Below are 18,069 nucleotides of genomic sequence, written 5' to 3' on the forward strand. Positions count from 1 at the left end.
TCCGTCCTCTACCTGCGGCGTTGTCTTACTCCGGATGCGGCAGTTAGGGACGTTCCTTTTCTGCCGGCAGTCTGGGATGTTCCTTGGGGTAGTCATTGGGGACGTTCTTTAATGACTGGTCGTTTAAGAACGTCCCCAACGACTACCCAGAATGAGAGTGGATAATCTCCCGTTTTTGCCCTATACCAGCGCTAAAGGTGGGAGATTATCCACTCTCATCGAGCAAGTGTCCGAAAATCCGCCCTCATTCCTTCTTAGGACCCTCCGTCCCCGAGGATTCGAGGCTCGCCTGCCGAATGGTCGATGCGGCCGTCCTGCGTCCATGTCACACTCAGGGGTGGCCTGACCCAACTTGGAAGGAGCCCCCATGAGCCTTGACAACGTAACTCTGCGTGCCGCCACGCTCGATGACCTGGCCGGCATCGCCGCCATCTACAACCAGCTGTGGTGCAACACGCTGCGCAACCGAGGCGACGTCGAAGCCGCCGATTTCTGTGCGCGCTTTAACATCGCCATGCAGCTGCAGCGCTCCCCCATCGCGCTCGTTGCCGAAGCTGAAGGCCGCATCATCGCCGCTTGCTGCATCGGTATCTTCGAAGACGGCAAACCACGCACCAATCCCACGTGGAAGCCCTGCTACAACGAGATGTTCGTCCAGGCAACCGAGATGGCAAAGACCGCCGATGCCAAGCTCGAAGGCTCGCTCTTTGGCGATAGCCGCGAGAAGGCAACAGCCGACCGCTTTGCCGCCACGGGCAACGAATATGCCCAAGGCCAGCTCAACCTGATCATCATCGTGCCCGAATGGCAGGGCAAGGGGCTCGGCCGTGCGCTCATCGACCTTGCGCGCGCCGAACTCGCCAAAGCCGGGTGCACCAAATTCTTCCTGATGAGCGACTGCAACTCCGACTGGCAGTTCTACGAGCACCTCAACATGAAGCGCATCTTGGAGGATCACAGCCAGGACACCGGCGACGGATTTATCGTCTATATGTACGGAGGCGACACGCAGGATTAACTTGCATGTCGCCTCACGGGCTTTCTACAAGACGGCCCAAACCATCAACCAAGACGAGTCAACAAGGCGCGCTCTCCTCGGCAGCAAGGGCATTCGTGCTGTAACGAGTGGTGGAGATGGCCACGCTTGCACACAACTGTCTCGGATAGATAGCGGTCGAGCAGGCGCGCCCATGTGCGTGCGTCAAGACGCTCCTCCGCCCTGCCATACAGCGATCGACGGAGTGCCTCGCCCATAGTGCCGCTAAAATCATCGAGCTCAAGAGCGTACTTTGGGACAACGTATCCGACCAACGTCCCCACAAACGGGCTGTGCCCATTACACACGCAGCTGTTTATCAATGGTGCAGGCGGAATGTCATCGTCGTCCAGGTCAAATATGTCCAAGTCCAGCTCACCAGAAGCGTATGGGTGTATTCCGCGGTTAAGCATCTTAAAGATATGGACCGCGAGTCCAAAGTCATCCGTCTGTGGCGTAAACACGGGGGCATTCGTGGACGCTGCCAAGCTCTCGAAATCGCTGATGCCGGCTATCTCCATGAGTTGAAGCACCTCGGGGGCAATATAGCCGGGAGCGGCGCACGCAGTCCTATGTGTCACATCCGAAAGCGTAAAGCTATACGAGCGCCTTGATGGTATCCATGCCCGCATGCGCCGAAGCCTCGCAACCCTTCTGCCCGTTGAGCACGCACTCGAGCAGCGTATCGTATGCGCGCTGGGCTTCGGGGGCCAGGTACGCCCTGTTAAACATGCCCTCGGGTCGCACGTTTCCCTTCGAGTCGATCATATAAGGCCCCAATCTGTTTGGTTTCCCCAGATTGTGTGCCCGCACACCCAAGCCGCACGGCCCGCCGTTCAGCTGAAACCACCACACAAAAAGTCCGCCGACCATTGAAGTCGGCGGACTTTCGCGTGCGGACAATCAAGCACTGTTCACCATGGAACTGCTATTTACAGCGCGCCTTGGGCTGCTGCTGGGTGATGCAGTGGATGTTGCCGCCGCCGTAGATAACCTCGCGAGTCATGATACCGATGACTTCACGGTCCGGATAAGCAGCCTGGATATCCTTGAGCGCCTGGGCGTCATTGGGATCGCCGAACTGCGGTACAAGCACTGCGCCGTTGATGGGCAGGAAGTTGAGGTAGCTCGGCTCGAAAGCATCCTCGGGGGTACGCGGCAGCACGCCCTCGACGGGGTCAATCGTGCTGGCCTCCTCCTCGGTCATATATACCGAGGTCGCAGGCATAATCACCTTGTGGATCTTGAGCTTGCGGCCACGGGCATCCGTCGTCTCGGAAAGCGTCTTATACGCCTCTTGGCACTCCTTGTAGAACTTATGGTTGGGATCATCGGTCCACATGCAGCAGACCTCGCCGGGCGCACTAAAGCATGCGACGTCGTCCACGTGCCCGTTGGTCTCAAACGGGTCGATGCCATCCTTGATCCAAATGACCTTCTCGATGCCCAGGTACTCGGCAAGCTTCTCCTCGATCTGCTCCTTGGTGTACTGGGGGTTGCGGTCCTCATTGAGCAGGCACATCTCGGTGGTCACCACGGTGCCCTGGCCGTCGCAGTTAAACGAGCCACCCTCGAGGATATAATCCTCGGGACGATAGCGGTTAACCTGCTCGAGCTGTGCCACCTGCAGGCCAATGGAAGCGTCCTTGTCCCACGGGAAATACAGGCCGTCAATGAAACCGCCGTAAGCATTAAAGTGGAAGTGCGAAAGAGCAAGCTCACCATTGTCATTAACAAGGAACGCCGGGCCGGGATCGCGAATCCAGCTGTCGTTGTACTCCATGTGGATAACGCGCACGTTCTCAACGCCGTCGAAGATCTCACACACCGCGGGGAAGTCTTCGGTGTTGACGCCCACAGTGATGGGCTGAAAACGTGCAACGGTCTTGATGATCTCGGTGAAGACCTTCTGCGCCGGCTTGGCACCGCAGCGCCACACGTCGGAGCGGTGCGGCCACAGAATCCAGGTACGCTCCTGCTCCTCATACTCGCCGGGCATATAGAACCCGTCCTTCTTAGGTGTGGACTCACTCTCGTAGATGGTCTTCATTTCAAGCTCCTAAATTTCGGTGCTTTTGCTTGACGAGACCATGATGCGGCCGCACCGAGATGTTCTCAATGGTCCCTCGAGCCCCTTTCAGCGACCGACGGTATACCATTCGCTGACCTAAAGTTCTATTCAGGCCGAGAACATGACATACTGGGTTTCACAATGGAAAGGACGCCCTATGCCCCCATGCAATAAACAGCAAACTATTGAGCTGGACAGTACGACCTGGACCGCCCTCAACGAGCTCGCACTCGCAATCCACGCATCACACGGTGTCGATATGCTGCAAAAGGAGACCCTCGAGGGAACGACAGGACTCGTGCCTCATCGGATCGCCATGTTCGACCTGATCGAAGCGGCAAGCAGTGATGCGCCACGCTACGTCCACCCCGCAAGCAGCGGAATGGACGACCGCGCGCTGAGCGACTACTACAACCGCTACGCCGCGATGGACTATACAACATGGAGCTTTGACCTACATAAGGTCGGCGTCTACCGCGACCTCGACCTCGTCGACGTCGAGCGACGCGACGCGACGCCCATCTATCGCAAATGGATGGAACCGCAAGGCGTCTACTTTGGCTGCACGGCCACGCTCGCGCACAACGACAGCCCGCTGGGAAGCATCACCCTGTTTCGCGAACGCACGGCCGGGGACTTCACCGACACCGAGCTCGCAATCCTGCTCGAAATCGCTCGGCACGCGAGCCTCGCGCTCGCCAACCTCTATCCTCGGGGCATTAAACTCACCCAGACCGAAGACACAAACCATCTGAACGCCTTCATTACAGAACACAATATCCAACCGCGCGAAGCCGAAGTCATGCGGCTCATGCTCGACGGCAAAACGAACAAACAGATGGCAAACGAGCTATTCATAAGCGAGTCAACCGTCAAGAAGCACGTCAACGCCATCTATCGCAAGCTCGGCGTCAGCAACCGCCTGGGCCTCATGACTGCCACGCAAAACATCCCGCGATAAAAAAGGGCGCCCTCCATGCAGAGAACGCCCTTTGATTTCGCCATTTGAATTAGTGTCGGCTCTGGCTCAAAGAGTAGACAGGTTTATTTTGGCAGGTTTTATCTGGGCAAATGTCAGCCGCCGCGAGGGAGCTGCCTTCCCTCGCGGCGGTCTTCTAGCAGAAAAACCAAGTGAGTAGGCTTTTTGTAGGAGACCAAGCACGCCCCAAAACGCCACAGCTCTGACCTGCGGTTTTATTGAGTATTTGTTGCGATGTGCTCGGCATATCCAAATAAGTCTACTCACTTGCATCTAAGACGCACCAGATAGGCAAAAACCGCCGCAAAAAGGGGGCCGGTTCCCTTCGCGGCTGTTGTTAATGCGCCGAGCTTGTTATCGTAAAAGCCAATCACGCGCCGAAACCACACTACAGTCTTTCGACTCATACGTTGAGTCCACGCGGGCCACAACATAGCGCGCATCTTTTGCAATGTCGATCTCATCGCATACAGTCTGTAGATGGCGGGCGTACTTATCGTGATACGTTCTGGATGATTTTATTTCGATAGCCTTGGGACTCCCTGAGTTTGTACAGTCGAGCAAATCGATTTCACGCTTGCTGTCGTCCCTATAGAAATACAGCTCGGGATTCTCGCCCACGTTGAGATGGCTCTTCGCCGTTTCGGAAACGATGAGGTTTTCGAAAACGGCCCCCAGATAAGGGCTCTCCAATAGTTGCTCCAGTGATCCAATTTTGAGCAAGTAGCAGAGCAGCCCCGTGTCGTAAAAATAGAGCTTGGGCGTTTTAGTTAGACGCTTCTTGGCATTTGCATAATAGGGCTGCAGCGAAAACGTCAGGTAGCTCTGCTCCAGGATGGACAACCAGCTTTTAATGGTCGATACGCTCACGCCCGTATCTCGAGAAAGCGAGGATATATTGATGAGGGCACCGACGCTCTGAGCAATTATGGACAGAAACTTATGAAACTCCGCCTTATTGCGCACATCAAGCAAGCCCACAACATCGCGCTCAACATAGGTATCGATATAGCTGGGAAAATAAACCGAGGACGGCATTCCGGCGGAACGCAGGCGAGGGTATCCCCCTTCGAGCGCGAACAAATCCACTTCCAGCTGCCCCTGCTGGCCCCTCTCCGCTTCTCGAAACGATAATGGCAGCAATTTTAAGATCCCGACTCGCCCGGCAAGAGACTGCCCGATGCTTTTCATCATCAAAAAGTTTTGCGAGCCTGTAAGGATGTATTGACCGGCGTCTCCCCGCTCATCCGAAACAACCTGGATCATTGAAAACAAATCCGGGGCGTATTGCGCCTCATCGATGATGAGTCCGCCCTTTCGGTTGCGGATAAAACTCACCGGATCCTCCAAGGCCGCGCGCCTCGTTTGAGGGTCCTCAAGCGTGACGTAGGAATAGTCGGGAAAGGCATGCCGAACCAGCGTAGACTTACCACTCTGCCTAGGCCCTGTCAACGACACAACAGGAAACCAGCCTGCCATGCGAATGAGCAACTCATGCAAATCCCTGTTAATGAACTCAGCCATATCAACGCCCCTTATTACGCTGTTACCATAATCGAATAGTTTCATTCTCCATAATCTTATAGTAGCGTTTACCATAATCTTATAGTAACCCAGTTCAAAAGCATTATTTATAGAGCCGAAATCTCAGACCCTAAATAACAAAAGCCACCACAATGGGGGCTGTCCCCATTGTGGTGGCTTGCAGGCGAGTTAACTTGTTCGACTATCGTACGCCAGCCATGTCCGAGCCTAGAGCGTGGCAAGGCGCTTGGACTCGTGCGCGGCGAGCGCAATGGAGATGATGCCAGTAATGGCATCGGCCACCACCAGGGCGATCCACACGCCCTCGACACCCATCATGTTGCCGAGGAGGTACATAAGCGGCACCGAGCAGATCACATAGCGAAGCAGGCCCGTAAACGTGGCGACACCCACCTTCTCGACCGCCTGGAAATACATCGACATGGTCATGGCAAGATAGCCCAGGGCAACAGCCAGGATGACAGTACGCGTGGCGTTGGCGGCAACCTCAACGAGCGCAGGATCGCTGCCGGCAAAGAAGGCGCACACCGGGGTGGCGGCAAGCCAGAGCGCGACGGTGACCAGCGCCAGCGTCACAACCTGGTACTTAAGCGTGCAGGAGAGCGTCTCCTTAAGGCGTGCCCAAGCCTTTGCGCCGGCGTTGAAGGCAGCGATGGGCTGCAGACCGTAGGAGAAGCACTGGGCAACCATCATGGTAATGTAGAGGATGTAGCCGTTGATCACGCCAAAGGCTGCGATGTAGAGCGAGCCCATGTCGCCGCCGAGCGAACCCAAAAGCGAGTTGGCAACGGTATTAAAGATAAAGGTCGCACCCTGGACCAGGAAGAACGGGAAGCCGATCTTGAAGATCTGGCCGCAGATGGCGAGGTCGAGCTTAAGGTCGGCCAGGCTAATCTGGAGCTGGGACTTTTTGCCCCCGATGAACCAGAAGATACCGATGGCCCAGATACCGATGGAAAGCCCGTAGTACACGCCGGCGCCCATAACGCCAAACTTGAGCACAAACGTGGAAAGCGCGAGCCAACAGATGGCGACGATGGCCGAAACGGTCATGAGGTTGGCCTGGATCTGAACCTTCTCGTCCACACGCATCACAGCGGTGATCATCTGGCCAATGACCGTGAGCGGCAGCAGCACGGCGAAGGTGCGCACGCCGGCAACGGTATCGGCCATGATGTCGGGCGTGGCGCCAAAGAATGTGCAGATGGGCTCGGTAAACACTGCCATCACCACAGCAAGCAGCACACTCACGATCGTGGTGAGCCAAAAGCCCTGGCTAAAAGCCTTGCTTGCGCCCTTGATGTCGCCGGCACCCAAAAGGTTGCCCACCACGGCGGGCACGCCGGTGCCAAACAGGTTGCCAAAGGCCAGGTTGATGTACTCGACCGACATAATGATCGAGACACATGCCAGGCCGTGGGCACCTAGGCCCCAACCCATCACGAGGCCCTCAAGGACCACCATGATGATCTGGGCGAGCATGCCCTGGCCGGTGACGATGGTGTACTTACGCACCAGACCGGGAATCGGTTGGGAGGCGAGCTCGCGCTCCTCCTCCACGGCAGCGGTTACTTCTTCTGCCATTGTTCTCCCCTTTCCTTGAGAGAGTAGTGCTGAATGGATGTCAGGCGGCTGACAACTGGCACCAAGCCGCCCAATCAAACGATGGCGCTATGCCTCAAAGACCACCTTGCCGGCGATCATCGTGAGGGCTGCGGTAGCCTCGAGCACCTCGGCCGGCTCGCAATCAAAGAGATTGCGGTCGAGCACGCAGATATCTGCCTGTTTGCCGCACGCGAGCGTGCCGATGCGGTCCTCGGCATGCATGGCGTAGGCGCTGCCATAGGTGTAGGCGCGCAGAGCCTCGGCCATGGTAATGCGCTCCTGGGGGAACCAGCCCTCAGGGTTGGAACCGTCCTCGAGCATGCGGAAGACCGCGCCGTACACCTCCTCCATGGGCTCCAAGCCCACAACGGGGAAGTCACTGCCCAGGTGCACCACGGCTCCGCTGGCAAGCAGGCTATGCAGGGGCCACGAAAGCGCGGCACGCTCGGGACCCACGGCTTCGTCCTTGGCAAGGTCAGCCATATCGAGCAGCATGTGCCACGGCTGCATGCCGGGGCAGACGCCGAGCTCGGCATAACGCGGCATATCCTCGGGTTGAACCGTCTCGTTGTGCTCCATGGAGTGGCGACAATCCCGCTTGCCATGCAAGCGCTCGCCCTCCTCAAAGCAATCGAGCACAAAACGCACCGAGCGATCGCCGATTGCATGGATGCGCGTGTCAACGCCCCATTCCTGCGCCCTCAGGATGGCAGCACGGATGCGTTCCGGCTCCTCCGCGGGCTCACCACAGGTGTCGGGTGCGTTGCTATAGGGTTCAAGCATCCAGGCGGTATGGTCGGAGCACACACCATCAAGGAACTGCTTAAAGCCGTGCCACTCCACCTGCGTACCCGGGAAGGCGTATTTCTCCTTGATCTGCTCGAGCGTCAAGGACTCGTTTTCGAACAGGTCGGTGTACAGGAACACGCGCAGCGGCAAGTCGCCCTTGGCATTAAGACCTGCCAACACCGCATACGGGTTTTCCATGCTCACAAACGTAGGATTGACCATGCCGACCGTAGTGATTCCCAGGGCATTGGCGCGCCGGGCGGTTTTTGCAAACGACGCGTCAACAACCTCGGGCGCTGGGTCGTAGACCTCGTCCATAAAGAAGGCGCCGGCGTTGTTGGAAAACACGCCCGTCAGATTGCCGTCGGCATCCTTAAGGATCTTGCCGCCTGCGGGATCGGGCGTCTGCGAAGTTACTCCCACCTTGTTGATGGCGCAGGTATTGGCACTAAAGGTATGCAAGTCAACCTGCTGCAGAAATACCGGGCGGTCGGAGATGTACTCATCGATCATCGCGGCCGTGGGCATCTCGGGGACATCCCACTGGAACTGGATAATCTGGCAGCCCAGAATCCACTCGTTATCGGGATGGTCGGCCGCAAACGCCACGACACGTTCCATCGCCATCTCAAAACTGGTGCAGTCGATGAGGTTGACGGCAAAATCGGGGTCGGTCATAAACGCGCCCTGGGCAAAATGCGTGTGCGAGTCGATCAGGCCGGGCATGACGAGCTGGTCGCCAAAGTCGCGCACCTCGGTATCGGGACCGATAAACGGTGCCAGGTGAGCATCGTCACCGCAGGCAACGATTTTATCGCCCCGCACGGCAACGCCGCCCTTAAACGGCTCGAGCCCATCGCCGGTAAAGACGGCGTCGCTCTTGATAACTACATCAGCCTTGTCCATGCGAGCCTCCTCAGGCATCTTTGGTTGTAACGCGGACGCACCGCCCGCGTGGGCACTCGGTTGGGAGCGTAGCGCTCCCGCATCGGCGCGTGCCTACAAGCCGTGCTCGGACGTCTGTCCCACGTCCGCGGCTTCGCGCTACACCCATTGATACACAGGGGCAAATCCGTGCCAAGGCCAGGGACCGCAAACGGTCAGTTTAAGCAGGTTTACACGCTTTACCTGCAGGTTTATTGTCTGAGATTATTACCGCTTCATTACGCCCAACGGTGTGGCCGCCCACACAGCAAGACCCGCATGCGAGGAAGAATGAGGCTAGGAACGCCAAAAGGTATCTATAAGGTCATCTCGGTTGGAGACGCCGCTTTTAACGTAGATGCGATGCAAGTGTGCCTTGACCGTGCCAGGGCTGATGACCAACTCGCTGGCGATGTTTTGGGCGTCGTTGCCCTTCAGCACCAGCGTGAGCACCTCCTGCTCGCGCCGTGACAGCTTATGGGCGTCGGCATAAATCACCACACGCGATGCGAGATCGTCCTCAGAGCTTGCGCTCTCGGCTGCCACGTCCTCATCGGCACGCGGATGACGGGCATACACACGCAGGATATGGCTAAGCTGGCAAAAAAGCTGAGCCGCGCATACCACGAGCAGCACGTTTTCGGAGATATTGCGCTCGGACAGATACCACAAAAAGAGGCCGATGACGGGGTTTTGGGAGTCGGGGCGGCAGAACAAGATCATGTAGGTGTCCTCGGCGATCACGCAAAACACAAGAACGAAGGCCACCTTCCAAAAGAGCTTTGAGCGGTCGAGGTCGAGTTTCTCAACACGCGTTGCTCTGTACCGGTAATGCCAGGCGGCATAGGCAAGACATCCTACATTACCCAGGTCACGCGTGAGCCAAAAGAGATACTGCTGCACCTCTCCGGCAGCGCCGCTGCGAGGCACCAGCAGCAATTGCAAGATTGAAAACGGCACGATAGCGAGTCCGAGCATGCGCGACGTCGGTCTTTTGCGCAAGCGCGCAAACATCCATAGCACCACGCAGGCATAGATGGCAATACCAAGCACGCAGCGCAGCAAGGGGTGCTGCAGCGGCTCGCTAAAGGTAACGGCGTAGTCGTATTTGAGCCGATTGTACTCGTCAAAAAAGATGACCGACATATCGAGCATATAGAGCAAAAAACCCGCCGCGGCCACGAGGCTGTCGCGACGGCGCGTCATGAGCCAAACCACCAATGCCACGGCACTGGTCACCAGAGCCACACCCATGATAATCGTGGTGTAGATATAGAACGCGAAACTCATGCCCGCCTCCCCTGTCTAGATGCTGTGAGGATGTTGACAGATTCTTTGCCGCAAGATTAGACTCACCGATTAAACGTACTGTATCGTTTAGATAAACAAGCTGTGTCTCACCGATGAAAGGAGATGCCATGACACCGATCGCTCCGCTCAAGATGCTCGTCGCGCCCGCCGCCAAGGCCATCACCCGACTCGGTTCTTCCATGACCTACGACAATGTCCCCTGCGCCGTTGAGGCGCGTTCGGACAGCTGCCCCTACCTGGGCCACGTCCCCTACTTTGCACCCAAGCTCGCATCTGATCCCGAGCAGCGTGAGCAGTAATCCAAGATGCATCTAGCACCGCACAACTCGCGGCGCTACTGTTTTGGTGCAAAGCGACCTGTCCCCCTTGCGCCAACGCCGGGATTGTCGATGCTGCGGCCGCGGCGCGATATGAGGCGCGAAACCTCGCCCAGCAACACGCCGATCACCACACCCATGAGGATCGGCAACTTTGACATCTCGGCGGGCGAGCTGTTAAGCGGCACGATTGTCGCAACAATCGAAAGCACGAGTTCTACCACCGGCACCGCAAGCGCTACCGCAAGCACCTTGCCCTCGAAGGGCGCGCGAAACACGCGCGGGCGGTCGTCGTATTTACGCAGGCGCCAAAACGCCGGGAACATCGGGATATAGCTCATGAGCAGAAAGACGACGTTCATCGAGAAGAAGACCCAAAAGACGTCGGAACCTTCACCCAGCGGAATCTGAAGTAGCAGCACCAAGCTGGCAAAACAACCGTTAATGAGTGCCGAGCCGTTGGGCATGCCGGTCTTCTTGGACACCAGCGCAAAGGGACGCGGCATGTTGCCATGGCGCGCGGCATAGCTCGCCACGTTGTTGACGCCAAAGCTCCAACAGATCATGTTGGCAAACAGCGTTACCAGAAAGGCCACGCCCACGACCATCGTCAGCGGGTGAGCGCGCCCCACCATGGCGGCAACCGCGTCCACAATGCCCGAATCGAGTGAAAGCTGCTCGGTGGGAACCGCGGCTCCAATACCGATGCCACAGATAATGTAGATCGCCGCGATGGCAACGCCACCGGCGATAACCGCCTTGGGGATATCGCGCGATGGGTTCTTCATCGTGCTGGCAAAGGTCGCGACCACCTCAAAGCCCATAAAGTTGAATAGGATGATTGAAAGATACGTCAGTGAGTTAGTGTCTCCCAGATCGGGGACAAATGTCTTAAACGACATATCGTTGGCAAAGCCGTTGTTGCAGGCAAACCAGATGCCGATGATTCCCACCACGGCGGTAATGAGCACCTTGATGACGGCGCCGCCATCCATGACCCAATCGGCCTCGGCCACCGGCTGCATTGCCATGACCGTGACGCCCCACACAAAGGCAAGCTCGATGGCAATTCGGACCCCAAGCGAAAATTCGATGCCCCATACCGCATTGATGACACTGGGGAACATGCAGGCGATACTTGCCACCCACAGTGGAAAGTTGACCCAATAGCACCAGGAGCAGCGTGCACACCAACGGTCTCCCAAGCCCAGGCGAACCCAGTCGTACAGGCCGCCCTCGGAATCGAACGCCGTACCGAGCTCGGCCACCACCAGGCCATAGGGAAGCAAAAACGTAATGATAAGGAAGATCCACCAGAAGAACTGCACGTTACCCATGGCAGATGCCGGAGCAGCCGCCTCGATGGTAAAGACAACGCAGATAACCGAGAGGATGACCTCGAACAGGGAGAACTTTTTACCTGCCATGGCACGCTTCCCCTACAGCAAAAAGGATGGCATCTGTACCGAAGGCGCAGCCCAAGGTAGGGTTGCAGGCCGCGTCACCGGTGCAGGTGCCATCCCAAAGAGAAGAGAGGATGCAATTGTTGGACCAACGCTCGCGGAACAGGCGCGTGTAGATAACGATACGCTGGTACATAGATACTCCGATCAAAACGGCCGCGATTGCGACCGGAATCTTTTGGCAATTGAAGACGCGTCTGACCTGGGATATTCAAGCGAACAATTGGCCTAACCCGCAATAAATCCCAGATCAGACGCGTACTCAATCAAAGAGGCGGGCACTCCGAAGTGGAGGCAACGGAGTGCCCAAAGAAAAACCCAGCCGACCAAGACATCGAATAAACCGACCATCAATGCCCCGAGATGGTCACGGTGCGATTCACCGACTGTCCGATTGATCGGCTGGGTTTCTGAGGTGCGGCAGATTGCCCTGAAAGAGGAGGGCATAGACCTTAAGGGTCATGCCCGACGATTGAAGGGCAAGGTGCCGTGCCTCGGGAAGACAGACAATTACGCGGACGGCTCCTGCTGAGTAATGCAGTGGATGTTGCCGCCACCGAAGACGACCTGCTCGGACTGAACGCCGACGCACTTGTAGACGCCCTCGCCCCAGACCTCGTCGTAGATCTTCTGGAGCGTGTCGACGGCCAGCTGGTCGTTCTCGTCGCCGTACTGCGGGACGATAACGCCGTGGTTGGTCACGAGGTAGTTCATGTAGGAGGCGATCAGCGGCTCGTCGGGGACGCGCGGCTCGGCGTTCTCGTCGGCGTCGATGGTGTCGCAGGAAGCCTGGTCCATGAACAGCGGGTTCACGGGCATGCAGAGCTTGTAGACCTTCATCTTGCGGCCCTTGGCGTCGACGGCGTTGGAGAGGGTCTCGTAGGCAGCGTGGCACTGCTCGTAGAACGGATACTCGGGATCGTCGGTCCAAATGCAGGCCATGACGCCCGGCGCGATGAACGTGGCGACGTCGTCGATGTGGCCGTTGGTCTCCTCGGGGTCGATGCCCTCCTTGACCCAGATGACCTTCTCGACACCCAGGTAATCCTTGAGGTGCTCGTCCATGTAGGCGCGAAGCTCCTCGCTCCAGGGCTCAAACTTCTTGCGGTACTTGGGCCAGATGGACTCGGGATCCTCTTCCTCCTCCAGAACCGCAGAGCAGGTGCGGCCCGGGGAAAGCAGGCACTGGTCGGTCACGACAAGGGTGCCCTCGCCGTCGACGGTGATGGAGCCGCCCTCGAGGATCATGTCGTCGGGACGATAGCGGCGGCAGCCGGAGAGCTCAGCCATCTTGAGGGCGATCTGCTCGTCCTTGTCCCACGGGAAGTACAGGCCGTCGACGAGGCCGCCGTAGGCGTTGAAGTGCCAGTGGTTGGCGCGCTTCTCGCCCTTGCCGTTGATGACGTAGGTGGCGGCAGTGTCGCGGAACCAGGCGTCGTCGGTGGTCATCTCGATGACGGTGACGTTCTCGTCGTTCTCGAAGACGGCCTTGCAGTTGGCGTAGTCGACCTGGTTGGCGCACATATAGACCGGGGTGAACTCGGAGATGGCGCGGGCGATGGCGGCATACTGCTTCTGGGCCGGCTTGGCGCCGTGGGCCCAGGTGTCGGTGCGGTGGGGCCAGCCCATCCACACGCGATCCTGCGGGGCGAACTCGGCGGGCATGAAGAAGCCGTCGGCCTTGGGGGTGGACTCGGACTCGGTGATCGTACGCATAAGATTTCCTCCAAATCGAACGATCGCTTGCTGCGGGCGGGTTACCCGCAGCCTAAAACCAAGAGATGGTAGGCGCCCGTTCCCCGGCAAAGGTCGGGGCGCCCGGTGCCGGTTTTCACGGAATCGCACCGGCAAGCGACGACGTAACCAAGTGCGCGGAGACAAAACGCACGAAGGATACGGAAGAGAGATTGGGGTGGGCGGTGGTTACCGGAGCTATCGCTCACACCCACCCCGGGGGAATGGTTAGCAAACCTGTCGCTTGGACACGCCTCCGAAGAGGCTAGAGTGCCCGGAGTCGGGAGCGACAAGCCCGACGAAGCGCGCGTTGGTACACGAGGAGGGTTGGAGCCCCAGAACCGGGTGCTCTAGTTCTCCTCGGCCTCGGCGGCCTCCTCAGCGAGACGCTGGGCTGCGAGCTCAGGGGTCAGACCCTTGTACTCGGTCTCGCGGCCCTTAGCGCTGACGACGCGGACGACCTCGCCGATGAGCACGAGCACGATGAAGATAACGATCATCGGGACCTTGTCGCCAATTTCAGCAGCGGAGAACGGGATCAGCGTGGCAACGATGGCAAGAACCAGCTCGATGCAGGGGATGGCCAGCATGACCTTCATCATGGCGCCCTTAAACGGGAACGTGAAGATGCGCTCACGGTTGGGGTCGTTCTTACGAAGGTTGAGGAACGCCGGGAACATCGGGATGTAGGTCAACAGCAGGAAGACGACAGAGGTGCCAAAGAGCATCCAGAAGACACCGTTGGAGATGGCGTCGATGGGAACGAGCTGCAGGCACAGCACCAGGGAGGCAACGACAGCGTTGACCAGGTTGGCGCCGTTGGGCATGTCGTCATCCGAGATCATCGAGGCGAAGACCTTGGGCATGTTGCCGTGCTCGGCAGCGTAGCGAGCAACGGAGTTAACGCCGAAGGACCAAGCGGCCATGTTGGCGAACAGGGTGATCAGGAAGGCGATGCAGATGACCTTAAAGATCATGGAGTCGCCCACCATGGTCTGGACTGCGACGATCATGCCGTAGTCGGGATCGATGGAGTCGGCCGGCACGGCGGCGCCGATGCCAAAGCCAGCGAACAGGTAGATCACGGCGATGGACAGGCCACCGACGATGATAGCCTTGGGGATATCGCGAGCGGGATCGGCCATGTCGTCGGTCATGGTGCAGATGACCTCGAAGCCCATGAAGTTAAAGATGATGATCGACAGGTAGCCGAGAGCGTTGGTGTTGGTGAGCTCGGGCAGGAAGGTGGCAGCGGACATGTCGTTCGCAAAACCGTTCTCCATGGCATACCAAATGCCCAAAGCGCCAACGATAACGGCAACGGCGACCTTGATGATGGCGCCACCGTTAAGGACCCACTCGGAGTCGGCCGCCTTGGAGCGGCCCATGAGGTAGACGATCCACACAAAGGCAAGATCGATACCCATCTTGGCGATCAAGTTGAACTCGACGCCAAAGACCATGCCCAAAATGTCGGGGAACATGGTAGCCAGCGAGGCGATCCACAGCGGGTAGTTGACCCAGTAGTAGTACGAGATGCGGGCGCCCCATTTGTCGCCCAGGCCATCGCGTACCCAGTCGTAAATGCCGCCCTCGCCGTCATAGGTGGTACCGAGCTCGGCGACAACCATGCCGTAGGGAAGCAGGAAGGTCAGGATCAGGAAGATCCACCAGAAGAACTGCTGGTTGCCAATGGCAGCAGCAGGAGCGGCGGCCTCGCAAACGAAGACGACGCAGATGATGGTCGAAATGACCGTCAAGAAGGAAAGCTTTTTCTTTCCGTCGCTCATGATGAGCTCCTTCGCTCAGTCTTGGACAGATCCGAGGCCCTAAGGTATTAAGGCAATTGCTTGGGCCTCGGTGAGCGGGCGACAGGAGACGAGCATCCGCCGCCCGCAAACGTGCTTTTAGAAGCCTTGAGGCTTAGAGCTGCTCGAGAGCCTCGAGAGCGGCGTGGAGCTCAGCCTTGGCGGAGTACTCGACACCCTCGTCGTTGAGCGGGGTGCGCTTGCCCAGGGCGGCAAGGAGAGCACGGATGGAGTGCTTGCGGTTCTCGGCCTCGACCCAGCACAGGGAGCGCTCGGGATCGTCCATGACTTCGTCGACGACCTCCTCGTTGCGGGTGGCCGGCAGGCAGTGCATGAACTTGGAGTTGGGGCCGGCAAAGTTCATCATGTCCATGGTGACCTGATACTTGGGATAGAACACGTCCATGTAGTTCTCGCCCGAGACCTCCTCGTCGTACAGGCCATACCACACGTCGGTGTAGATGAAGTCGGCGCCCTTGATGCACTCGATGTCGTCGGAGATGACGACAGAGCCGCCGGAGACCTTGCAGTTCTCCTCGGCGATGGCCATCATCTGCTTGCCGAACTCGGCGCGCTCCTTGACGGTGCCAACGTGCAGGCCGCCGTCGGGAATCTGGTGGCCCTTAGGTCCAAACTGGACAAACTTCATGCCGACCTTGGAGGCGATGAACATGAGGGAGACGCAGACCTGGGTGGCGTCGCCGATGAAGGCCAGGGTGCAGTCCTCGATCTTCTTGCCCTCGGGGAGGTTCTCGAGCATGGTCATGAGGTCGCCCATCTCCTGCGTGGGATGGTTGAACTCGGACATGCCGTTGATGACGGGCACAGCGGAGCCCTCGGCGAGGCCGACGACGTCCTTGTGACGGTCAACGCGAGCCATCATGATGTCGAGCAGCGAGCCCATAACGCGAGCGGTGTCGCCCAGGGACTCGTGACCGCCGAGCTGGATGGTGCCAGGGCCATAGAACTGAGCATGGCCGCCGAGGTCGGTCATAGCGGTCTCGAAGGAAAGACGAGTGCGGGTGGAGACCTGCTGGAAGATCATGCCAAGGCTCTTGTTGCGGAGCAGGTGCGGATAATAACCGTCAACCTTGATGGCCTTCTTCATTGCCAGACCAAGATCCTCGATAGCCAGGATCTGCTCTTTGGTGAAGTCGTTGGTGTCGATGAAATCCTTAGGCAGTGCCATGTCGATTTCCTTTCCGCCGGTCTTGCCGACTATTACTATGAGGCGCTCGAACATCACGCCTCGTGTTGACAAGACCATCATTCACCCGTATGCAATTTTTACCTAGTTTATTCGGGATTAAAGACCGTTCATGGAGTTACACCCCCTCTAAACCAATATAAACCCGCAGGTCAAGAGTTTACAGGGGGTTTACCATCTAGAACCGCGAACGGTATACGGCTATGCTGTATCTCGGCGCCTAATCCGCAATGAAACGAAGGGTTGAGACGTCTATATCCCACAAGGTATACAGAGCTCGGCCATAGAATAAATGAGATGGGACGGTGACAGATGAACACCCTGATGTTCTTCTATACCCTAGCGATACTCGTGATCTGTATTGTGACGGCGGTGCTCTCGCTTGCCGCCTATGCCTCGTCTCGTCGACGCTTCTTTATCTATGGCAGCGGCGTATTTATCTGCTATGCCATCGAGATGACCGAGATTTTCTTTTTTGAATACACGCTGCAAAACCAGAGTTTTCCAGCCAGCGACTATTACTCAATTACCATGCCTGTGTTGCGGACCTTTGTGGCGACCGCTTCGCAGGCTTTTATTTGGCTCATTGCCATGGATTTGCTCGACAAGCATTCAAAAAAGCAGTTTGTCATTCCCGTCGCAACGTTCTTGCTGAGCGAGCTGCTGATTATCGTCGCTGTCCCCTACGGCCCCATTCATCAATGGCTCTACTACACGATGCGTCAGGTATTCCTTGTTTTCGTGGGGCTATATATCTTTTGGACGGCACGCAAGAGCACGCAAGTCGAGCTGAAGGCACGCGTTAACAACCAACGAAAGCACCTGATTATCGGCGCTATTCTGGTCGGTTGCATCGTTGCCGAGGATTTCTACAACATTCTGATTGTCCCCATGAGTCTGGCGCCCTCTTGGCTGCAACTATATCTGTCCGAGCGCAACTTTAGCGAAAACGTCTTTGCCTGCTACTTTGCGATTCTGCTGATCATCTACTCCTACCACGTGCTTTCAATCCGCATGCAGGAGGCGCCCGAGGAAAAGAACGTCAGCGATCTTGATCGACACATCGAAGAGCAGATGCCCTTCTATCGCAACGCCTACAAGCTCTCCAACCGTGAGACCGAAGTTATGCGTCTGGTCGTACTGGGCAAATCGAACCAAGAGATCGCTGACGAGCTATTCCTTGCCGTGGGCACCGTCAAGACCCACATCCACAACATCCTGGTCAAAACGGTTGATTTCCGATCTCAGCCGAACACATTAGGCGGACAGGCCGTTCCCGC

15 protein-coding genes are annotated in these 18,069 nt (G+C 57.6%); 5 read left to right on the forward strand and 10 right to left on the reverse strand.

The features are described from left to right. Positions 1 to 367 precede the first annotated feature (367 nt). Positions 368 to 1,018 (forward strand): GNAT family N-acetyltransferase, encoded by a 651-nt coding sequence (locus DXC52_RS06695; protein ID WP_117746642.1) that lies wholly within the window; start codon positions 368 to 370, stop codon positions 1,016 to 1,018. A gap of 615 nt (positions 1,019 to 1,633) precedes the next feature. Here DXC52_RS06695 and DXC52_RS09995 read toward each other — a convergent pair. After that, a complete protein-coding gene (locus tag DXC52_RS09995) occupies positions 1,634 to 1,804 on the reverse strand; it encodes a hypothetical protein (protein ID WP_158554607.1) in 171 nt (56 codons plus the stop codon). 160 nt (positions 1,805 to 1,964) lie between these two features. After that, a complete protein-coding gene (aguA, locus tag DXC52_RS06705; RefSeq protein WP_117746644.1) occupies positions 1,965 to 3,086 on the reverse strand; it encodes an agmatine deiminase in 1,122 nt (373 codons plus the stop codon). 178 nt (positions 3,087 to 3,264) lie between these two features. On the opposite strand from aguA, the gene DXC52_RS10375 reads away from it, so the two are divergent. Continuing rightward, a complete protein-coding gene (locus DXC52_RS10375; RefSeq protein ID WP_304485472.1) occupies positions 3,265 to 4,068 on the forward strand; it encodes a helix-turn-helix transcriptional regulator in 804 nt (267 codons plus the stop codon). A gap of 372 nt (positions 4,069 to 4,440) precedes the next feature. Here DXC52_RS10375 and DXC52_RS06715 read toward each other — a convergent pair whose 3' ends face one another. From DXC52_RS06715 to DXC52_RS06730, 4 genes are all read right to left on the reverse strand, one after another. Continuing rightward, positions 4,441 to 5,610, reverse strand: a complete 1,170-nt coding sequence (locus DXC52_RS06715; protein ID WP_199409482.1) for an ATP-binding protein — start codon at positions 5,608 to 5,610, stop codon at positions 4,441 to 4,443. Positions 5,611 to 5,838: 228 nt separating this feature from the next. Next, positions 5,839 to 7,215, reverse strand: a complete 1,377-nt coding sequence (locus DXC52_RS06720) for an MATE family efflux transporter (protein WP_117746646.1) — start codon at positions 7,213 to 7,215, stop codon at positions 5,839 to 5,841. An 87-nt stretch (positions 7,216 to 7,302) separates the two neighbouring features. Then, entirely contained in the window at positions 7,303 to 8,931 is a 1,629-nt protein-coding gene (locus DXC52_RS06725) for an amidohydrolase (RefSeq protein WP_158554608.1), read from the reverse strand. A gap of 315 nt (positions 8,932 to 9,246) precedes the next feature. Continuing rightward, positions 9,247 to 10,239 carry a helix-turn-helix transcriptional regulator gene (locus DXC52_RS06730; RefSeq protein WP_117746648.1) on the reverse strand — a complete coding sequence of 331 codons (993 nt, stop codon included), beginning with the start codon at positions 10,237 to 10,239 and terminating at the stop codon, positions 9,247 to 9,249. Positions 10,240 to 10,367: 128 nt separating this feature from the next. Between DXC52_RS06730 and DXC52_RS06735 the strand changes: the two genes are divergently transcribed. Beyond that, the gene (locus tag DXC52_RS06735; RefSeq protein ID WP_117746649.1) at positions 10,368 to 10,559 is read left to right on the forward strand and encodes a hypothetical protein; all 192 of its coding nucleotides are present in this window, start codon (positions 10,368 to 10,370) and stop codon (positions 10,557 to 10,559) included. A 35-nt stretch (positions 10,560 to 10,594) separates the two neighbouring features. On the opposite strand, the gene DXC52_RS06740 is transcribed toward DXC52_RS06735, so the two are convergent. Then, the gene (locus DXC52_RS06740; protein WP_117746650.1) at positions 10,595 to 12,004 is read right to left on the reverse strand and encodes an APC family permease; all 1,410 of its coding nucleotides are present in this window, start codon (positions 12,002 to 12,004) and stop codon (positions 10,595 to 10,597) included. On the opposite strand from DXC52_RS06740, the gene DXC52_RS09950 reads away from it, so the two are divergent. Further along, positions 12,003 to 12,272: a hypothetical protein gene (locus tag DXC52_RS09950; protein ID WP_147325424.1), complete on the forward strand. Its 270-nt coding sequence runs from the start codon at positions 12,003 to 12,005 to the stop codon at positions 12,270 to 12,272. The two genes, DXC52_RS06740 and DXC52_RS09950, sit on opposite strands and share 2 nt — an antisense overlap. Positions 12,273 to 12,550: 278 nt before the next feature. Here DXC52_RS09950 and DXC52_RS06745 read toward each other — a convergent pair whose 3' ends face one another. The 3 genes from DXC52_RS06745 to ptcA all read right to left on the reverse strand — a co-directional run bounded on the left by DXC52_RS06745 (position 12,551) and on the right by ptcA (position 16,771). Further along, entirely contained in the window at positions 12,551 to 13,756 is a 1,206-nt protein-coding gene (locus DXC52_RS06745; protein ID WP_022094159.1) for an agmatine deiminase family protein, read from the reverse strand. A gap of 368 nt (positions 13,757 to 14,124) precedes the next feature. Next, complete coding sequence (locus DXC52_RS06750; RefSeq protein WP_022093785.1) at positions 14,125 to 15,564, reverse strand: APC family permease; 1,440 nt, start codon at positions 15,562 to 15,564, stop codon at positions 14,125 to 14,127. A 133-nt stretch (positions 15,565 to 15,697) separates the two neighbouring features. After that, entirely contained in the window at positions 15,698 to 16,771 is a 1,074-nt protein-coding gene (gene ptcA / locus DXC52_RS06755; RefSeq protein ID WP_117746651.1) for a putrescine carbamoyltransferase, read from the reverse strand. 330 nt (positions 16,772 to 17,101) lie between these two features. Here ptcA and DXC52_RS06760 point away from each other — a divergent pair. Next, positions 17,102 to 18,069 (forward strand): LuxR C-terminal-related transcriptional regulator (locus tag DXC52_RS06760; RefSeq protein WP_117746652.1); only part of this gene is annotated, 968 nt, incomplete at its 3' end.

Origin of the sequence: Collinsella sp. TF05-9AC (genome assembly GCF_003438495.1) — a bacterium.
Classification (GTDB): domain Bacteria; phylum Actinomycetota; class Coriobacteriia; order Coriobacteriales; family Coriobacteriaceae; genus Collinsella.

What these genes read in the sequence shown, in the direction of transcription:
- DXC52_RS06695 (WP_117746642.1), top strand. Translation starts at nt 368, where the DNA reads ATGAGCCTTGACAACGTAACTCTGCGTGCCGCCACGCTCGATGACCTG.
- DXC52_RS09995 (WP_158554607.1), bottom strand. Translation starts at nt 1,804, where the DNA reads ATGATCGACTCGAAGGGAAACGTGCGACCCGAGGGCATGTTTAACAGG.
- aguA (WP_117746644.1), bottom strand. Translation starts at nt 3,086, where the DNA reads ATGAAGACCATCTACGAGAGTGAGTCCACACCTAAGAAGGACGGGTTC.
- DXC52_RS10375 (WP_304485472.1), top strand. Translation starts at nt 3,265, where the DNA reads ATGCCCCCATGCAATAAACAGCAAACTATTGAGCTGGACAGTACGACC.
- DXC52_RS06715 (WP_199409482.1), bottom strand. Translation starts at nt 5,610, where the DNA reads ATGGCTGAGTTCATTAACAGGGATTTGCATGAGTTGCTCATTCGCATG.
- DXC52_RS06720 (WP_117746646.1), bottom strand. Translation starts at nt 7,215, where the DNA reads ATGGCAGAAGAAGTAACCGCTGCCGTGGAGGAGGAGCGCGAGCTCGCC.
- DXC52_RS06725 (WP_158554608.1), bottom strand. Translation starts at nt 8,931, where the DNA reads ATGGACAAGGCTGATGTAGTTATCAAGAGCGACGCCGTCTTTACCGGC.
- DXC52_RS06730 (WP_117746648.1), bottom strand. Translation starts at nt 10,239, where the DNA reads ATGAGTTTCGCGTTCTATATCTACACCACGATTATCATGGGTGTGGCT.
- DXC52_RS06735 (WP_117746649.1), top strand. Translation starts at nt 10,368, where the DNA reads ATGACACCGATCGCTCCGCTCAAGATGCTCGTCGCGCCCGCCGCCAAG.
- DXC52_RS09950 (WP_147325424.1), top strand. Translation starts at nt 12,003, where the DNA reads ATGGCACGCTTCCCCTACAGCAAAAAGGATGGCATCTGTACCGAAGGC.
- DXC52_RS06740 (WP_117746650.1), bottom strand. Translation starts at nt 12,004, where the DNA reads ATGGCAGGTAAAAAGTTCTCCCTGTTCGAGGTCATCCTCTCGGTTATC.
- DXC52_RS06745 (WP_022094159.1), bottom strand. Translation starts at nt 13,756, where the DNA reads ATGCGTACGATCACCGAGTCCGAGTCCACCCCCAAGGCCGACGGCTTC.
- DXC52_RS06750 (WP_022093785.1), bottom strand. Translation starts at nt 15,564, where the DNA reads ATGAGCGACGGAAAGAAAAAGCTTTCCTTCTTGACGGTCATTTCGACC.
- ptcA (WP_117746651.1), bottom strand. Translation starts at nt 16,771, where the DNA reads ATGGCACTGCCTAAGGATTTCATCGACACCAACGACTTCACCAAAGAG.